The sequence below is a fragment of the Mangrovimicrobium sediminis genome, assembly GCF_004745945.1.
Taxonomy (GTDB): domain Bacteria; phylum Pseudomonadota; class Gammaproteobacteria; order Pseudomonadales; family Halieaceae; genus Mangrovimicrobium; species Mangrovimicrobium sediminis.
Genome location: NZ_SRLE01000023.1, coordinates 1 through 5,716 on the forward strand (window position 1 = coordinate 1; position 5,716 = coordinate 5,716).

At 48.5% G+C, this 5,716-nt stretch carries 6 protein-coding genes; all 6 read left to right on the top strand.

Translation table 11 applies throughout. The features are described 5' to 3' along the window. The first annotated feature begins 1,554 nt into the window (after positions 1-1,554). The 6 genes from E4634_RS20850 to E4634_RS20870 all read left to right on the top strand — a co-directional run bounded on the left by E4634_RS20850 (position 1,555) and on the right by E4634_RS20870 (position 4,965). Positions 1,555-2,001 (top strand): hypothetical protein, encoded by a 447-nt coding sequence (locus tag E4634_RS20850; RefSeq protein WP_135446623.1) that lies wholly within the window; start codon positions 1,555-1,557, stop codon positions 1,999-2,001. Between the two features lie 331 nt (positions 2,002-2,332). Next, complete coding sequence (locus E4634_RS21600; RefSeq protein ID WP_167855019.1) at positions 2,333-2,584, top strand: hypothetical protein; 252 nt, start codon at positions 2,333-2,335, stop codon at positions 2,582-2,584. An 83-nt stretch (positions 2,585-2,667) separates the two neighbouring features. Then, on the top strand, positions 2,668-2,982 hold the full coding sequence (locus E4634_RS20855; RefSeq protein ID WP_135446624.1) for a hypothetical protein: 315 nt from the start codon (positions 2,668-2,670) through the stop codon (positions 2,980-2,982). A gap of 347 nt (positions 2,983-3,329) precedes the next feature. After that, complete coding sequence (locus tag E4634_RS20860; protein WP_135446625.1) at positions 3,330-3,893, top strand: hypothetical protein; 564 nt, start codon at positions 3,330-3,332, stop codon at positions 3,891-3,893. A gap of 79 nt (positions 3,894-3,972) precedes the next feature. Further along, positions 3,973-4,353 (top strand): ATP-dependent Clp protease adaptor ClpS, encoded by a 381-nt coding sequence (locus tag E4634_RS20865; protein WP_135446626.1) that lies wholly within the window; start codon positions 3,973-3,975, stop codon positions 4,351-4,353. A gap of 90 nt (positions 4,354-4,443) precedes the next feature. Continuing rightward, positions 4,444-4,965, top strand: a complete 522-nt coding sequence (locus E4634_RS20870; protein WP_135446627.1) for a hypothetical protein — start codon at positions 4,444-4,446, stop codon at positions 4,963-4,965. Positions 4,966-5,716 lie beyond the last annotated feature (751 nt).

Sequence of the window (5,716 nt, forward strand, 5' to 3'; positions counted from 1 at the left end):
GAGTGATTCTTATTGTAGGTGTGCTGTTTATGGCATGAGTAAGCACATAACAAGGCAAGGCAGCAAGGGCGCTTTGCTCCGGGACCCGCTAACGCGGGCCCCTGCTTGAAGAGTTACCGGGGCGTTTGAGTTCGGTAGGCTAATAGGTTTCCAATGGAATGATGATCGTCGGCATCAAAGGAATGAACATGCAGCTCTACACCAGTCTGCGACGATACTTTCGGCACATCACTATTGCAGCATCCACTTTCGGGCTTCCTGGCGGCAGGGTCATCTCTTGCTTCGGTGAAAAATCTTTCGCCGCGCCCAGTAACAAGTCAAGGCAGCAAGGGCGCTCCGCGCCGGGACCCGCTAACGCGGGCCCCTGCTTGAAGCGTTATGCGCCCGGTGGAACATTCAGCGAATGATCAAAATCCTTAAACCCAATGAGAACCCATTTCGACCGGGCTCGAAAAAAGCGATAGCTTGGAGAATTGTGAGGGGATACGGGGGATGTGCTGAGGATGAATGTGTGAGTGCTCTCGATGAAGTTGGATTAGCCAGGCACGGCAAAGATCAAATAGGCAATCGCGGATATCTCCGTGAGTTTCATCGCTTGGGTTTGCTGCAAATAGAAAACTATGAATACACGCCGAGATAGCGCGCTGCGCATAACAAGTCAGGGCTACGGACCCGCTAACGCGGTCCGCAGCCTGAAGCGTTAGGTTGCTGGGCGTGTTCGCGACGATAAAGATGAAAATGATAGCGATGATTGTATCTGTCGTCATATCGGCGGCAGTCGGACTATTACACATCGAATATATTGCAGCAGTTTTCGAAGAAAAGAGTCTTCTTTCATACATGTATAAAACGGGCGACGATGATCCATCCTCGGCTGGTGCTCGGGCACATGTCGTGGGCGCTGCCCGGTACGGCCAGAGAAACGGACTTATTGTTTTTGCTAGCGGAGCCGTAGCCGGCGGGTTGTTGGGCATAGGCGTTTGCTGCTTCGGGAATTGGAGTTCTCGCAATGCAACCTAACAAGTCAAGGCAGCATGGGCGCTTCGCGCCGGGACCCGCTAACGCCCCTGCTTGAAGCGTTATAGCGCATGAGCATGGTCCTACTTGCAAACGTAGCCCTTGACTTTCAAGAACCGAGAAACTGGGAATATTCAGCCGAGTCGTTGACCCTGAAATCATTTGTATTCGAAATTACGAGTGACAGATTCAAATTTTCCCATGAGGTTTCTTTTGAAGGTTCAGATACACCGCTGGCTTTCTTTAGATCTCTCTCAGAAGGAAAGAAAGAAGAGCTACATTGGCGTTCTCTATGCCAGGAACTCTACTTCACATCAAAATATTCGAATGGGTCATATGCAGTAGTGATACACGCTTGCAATGATTCTGGTGAGTTAAATTCTGGCTGTAGCTTAGACATCACTCTAGATTTAGACCCTCAAGAGATTTGTATCAATATTCCTCAGTTAGTGAGGATATTCGGTGAAATAGGGGGCGTGTAAATGCGCTATAACAAGTCAAGGCACCCTGCTTGAAGCGTTAGGGGGTAGCGAACCAATGGGCTACGACGACGAATTTGGTGATGGCTGGTTATTCTTAGCTATTCGTAACGCACAAGAAGAAGATGCTGAAGTTGGACTAAATGATGTAATTGGGACTGCTAACTACATCAATAAGGCTATGCCAAACTATAGGGAGGTAAATCACGCTTGTACAAAGCTTACTAACCTCGGATTCATAACAATACAGGGATCAAGGATTTCAGTTACAACTTCTGGACGTGAATTCCTAGACAATATTGAATTGGATGAAGAGTGCTCTGGTAGACCGTCGAGGTACGCCGCGAAGATTGCGGCTGAACTGGCCGAGCTAGGATCAACTAGTGAAAAGATAGAAATCTTCTTTTCGAGCGACGAGATTAGATCAGCGGAAGATTCGAGCATGAGTGATGTTGCTGAACTCTCATCGGGGAATGTTGTTTTCATCGATGCGACTGACCCCTAACAAGTCAAGGCAGCAAACCCGCTAACGCGGGCCCCTGCTTGAAGCGTTACATGGCCTTGAGGCTAAATTGCTCCGGTACTACTCACGGTATCTACTGAGTCCTATGAAGGGGTTGAGTATGTCAAAAATCATCGATGCATTGGCCCACGTTAGATACGCAAAGTTCGGCAGTTCTTTTGTCGTCCCTAAATCTCTGTTCCGACTGCAGAAACAAGGGGCTTCCACTGCCGGTCCTCGCCATGTAACAAGTCAAGGCAGCAAGGGCGCTCCGCGCCGGGACGCGCTAACGCGCGCCCCTGCTTGAAGCGTTAGGCCGGCTTCTACTAAATAGATGGATTTGAGTTATAAAATACTCGTTGCAGCCCATCTCTCATTTGCAATGGTTTGGTTGTGGGCGCTTGGAACAATGTACCGATATATCATGCCTGGCAAAGGTTGGAGTTTCGCTCTGCTTCCAATTTGGTTAGTTCTACCTGAGTGGTTTGATGATGAAGGAAAGAATAAGCTGAAAATCGTTCGTGCTGTTGTAGTTTCGGCTCTCTTGATAGATCTCTTTGCAGCTATTCTTGCTGGAGTGTTCTAGATGGAGAGTTCGCTAGGCCTAACAAGTCAGGGCTACGGACCCGCTAACGCGGTCCGCAGCCTGAAGCGTTAAATGAGCGTGTCATGAACCGCTGGAAATTCGCATTCTTAGCCAGCTGTCCAATCCTTTCTGTTTTGGTGATCGTCCTACTCTATGGAGTAATCGATCAGGCGGTCTCGATCCACTACATGGAACAGGGATTTGATGATCTGCAGCGAAAGAATGAAGTTCTTGGAGAACTGATTGTGCGAGGAGGTAGTGAGTACTCCCAAGAAGACTTTCTTTTCTTGCTAAGGCAGGTCTATCCGGAAGGCTTCATTGTTGAAGATGAGAACAAATTGAAAATTGGCATGAATGTATTCGTATTTCAAGAGGGTAGGCTCTCGCATGCAGAGTAGTACATTTAACAAGTCAAGGCAGCAAGGGCGCTTCGCGCCGGGACCCGCTAACGCGGGCCCCTGCTTGAAGCGTTATTTTGCATCGCGGCCACTATGCTTCGGCGCCACTCAGAGGTTTCAAGACGTCCGATGAAGGGGACATATATGTCAAAAATCTTCGATCGTTCGGCTCACTTTAGCTACGCCGGAGTAGTGTGTTCTTTCGTCTTGCCCAACTCTCTGGCCCAGTTGCTGAAAGGGGCCACTTTTGCCGAACCTCACAAAATAACAAGTGCGGGCAGTTCGCTCCCTTCGGTCGCCGGACGCGCGTACCGCGCGCCCGCTGCCGCTCAGCGTTAGGAGGATTCGTGCTCAGCAAACTCGATGCAGAGTCGAAGCAACTATTTAAAAAACTCAAGGCAGATAAGCTTATATATTTGCTTGAGTTCTATGACCTATACATCGGTGAAGAAGGCAGTGCGTACAAAATTCTTTCTAGGAAAACACGAAGGAAAACCAAAGTTATAGGAATGTATCCAACAGGAAGTACTCTTTTTGCACTTAAAACAGAGAATGTATCACCTATCTTCTTTGTATCCGCTGAGGGAGAATTTTGCTATTTCGCAAATTCATTGCAACAGTGCATCCAAATAATTATTAGCCTTCCATTAGCAGCCTGGGAAGCGGCTGCTGACTCATCTCTTACTATTGAGCAGATGAAGGACTATGTCGCCCGGGTTGAAAGCGACCTACCGGAAGAAATTGCCGATGCAGACGATGACGAGAGAGATGATATGGCTAATGCAGCAAGCCTTATTTCTAAGGCCACAGGGATAGCACCAATCTCTAACCCACTAGATACGCTATTTAATAACTTCACAAAATCAAAACAACATCGTCTAAAGGACTTCAATGGCAATATCCTTGGTTAATAATCCTCCTAACAAGTCAAGGCAGCAAGGGCGCTTCGCGCCGGGACCCGCTAACGCGGGCCCCTGCTTGAAGCGTTAAGTGAGCTTCGCAGCGATGCAACCTATGTACTTCGAATTAGATAAAGAACTCGATAGTGCTTCAAAACTAGACATTGATAAGAAGCTCAAAGAACTTTTTCAACTTGATGAGCCAGGTACATTTTCGGTTGTGTTGTATAACGACCCTATAAATGGCGTAGATTACGTAACTGGGGTTATAAAGGACGTATTCGGCTACAGCACCACTAAAGCAATTTGGTTGATGCTAAAGGCACATTTCACTGGCAAAAGTTCTCTTTGGTCTGGCGCGCATAACGAAGCAAAAGAAAGAATGGCCCAAATAGTAGCGCGAGGCCCAGATCCAAATATGCTTCACAAAGGGGCCGAGCCACTGAAGGTCTCAGTACAGAAAAATGGGTAATCACTTAACAAGTCAAGGCAGCAAGGGCGCTTCGCGCCGGGACCCGCTAACGCGGGCCCCTGCTTGAAGCGTTAACTCTACGAGCAGAATATGGAAGATTTAGCTAACTGGATAAGGCCGATTATTAGTGGACTCGCAGGTGGGATTGTTGTTTGGCTGTTGATTTCTATGACGAAGGGTTCGGGTGAGGTAAAGGAAGGAGTAAAAGTCCTTTCCTACAGCACGCCCTTCAAAATATTTTGCGGCTTATTAATTCCTTTCTCTATGTTTGTTGTTTATGCGATGTCTCAGTCTTACAAAGGCCAAGAGATACCAGCCTTCTTAGTTGCTTTCGGGTTCATTGCAGGAGCAATCTTTTTTCCATATCAAGCATTTTTAACCAACTTCGCCTACGACGAGGAATTCATCTACTACAAGAGCCCCCTCGTAGGGAGAAAAAAAGAACCTTGGGAAAATTTGATCGATGTTGGGTATTCCTGGTTACTACAGTCCGATTACATTGTCGTTGATGGCATCGGAAAAATATGGTGCTCAAATATGCTTAATGGGTATGCTGAACTTGGTGAATTCCTAGAAGAAAAGATTCAAGACTTATACCCAGATGAGAGTTAACAATGCCAGCCAGAGGGACCAAAAAACCGCCGCTTCGCTCTGGTGTTTCGGCCCCTGCTGGCGGCGTTATGTGGTAGTTGCAAGTGGTGAGTAGATAGATGCGTTCGCTGGCTACCCAGGCATTTTTTATCTCTCGGCTGCCAGCGTCATCTCCCGGTGTTATGGCTCAGCCTTTCGCCACTCCCTGGTGGTTCAAAGTTGGGTTCGAACATGCAATATCTTGGTTGGGCAGAGTCCGCAACCGAATTGTCAGTTGCCAAGGAGGTTGTGCATGAGGGCTAATATGCAGGTTTTCCAATCAGGCATCCGTCGTGCCACATAACAAGTCAAGGCAGCATGGGCGCTTCGCGCCGGGACCGCCTAACGGCGGCCCCTGCTTGAAGCGTTATGTGGTAGTTGCAGGTGGGGATTAAGTAAATGCGTTCGCTGGCTACCCAGGCATTTTTTATCTCTCGGCTGCCAGCGTCATCTCCCGGTGTTATGGCTCAGCCTTTCGCCACTCCCTGGTGGTTCAAAGTTGGGTTGTCACATGCAACATCTTGGTTGGGCAGAGTCCGCAACCGAATTGTCAGTTGCCAAGGAGGTTGTGCATGAGGGCTAATATGCAGGTTTTCCGATCGGGCATCCGTCGTGCCACATAACAAGGCAAGGCAGCAAGGGCGCTTCGCGCCGGGACCCGCTAACGCGGGCCCCTGCTTGAAGCGTTATGTGTTACTCGCAAATGCCGGGCGAACTTCCGATTGATTTCTTC

Coding starts and splice junctions, on each gene's coding strand:
- E4634_RS20850 (WP_135446623.1), top strand. CDS start 1,555: ATGGGCTACGACGACGAATTTGGTGATGGCTGGTTATTCTTAGCTATT.
- E4634_RS21600 (WP_167855019.1), top strand. CDS start 2,333: ATGGATTTGAGTTATAAAATACTCGTTGCAGCCCATCTCTCATTTGCA.
- E4634_RS20855 (WP_135446624.1), top strand. CDS start 2,668: ATGAACCGCTGGAAATTCGCATTCTTAGCCAGCTGTCCAATCCTTTCT.
- E4634_RS20870 (WP_135446627.1), top strand. CDS start 4,444: ATGGAAGATTTAGCTAACTGGATAAGGCCGATTATTAGTGGACTCGCA.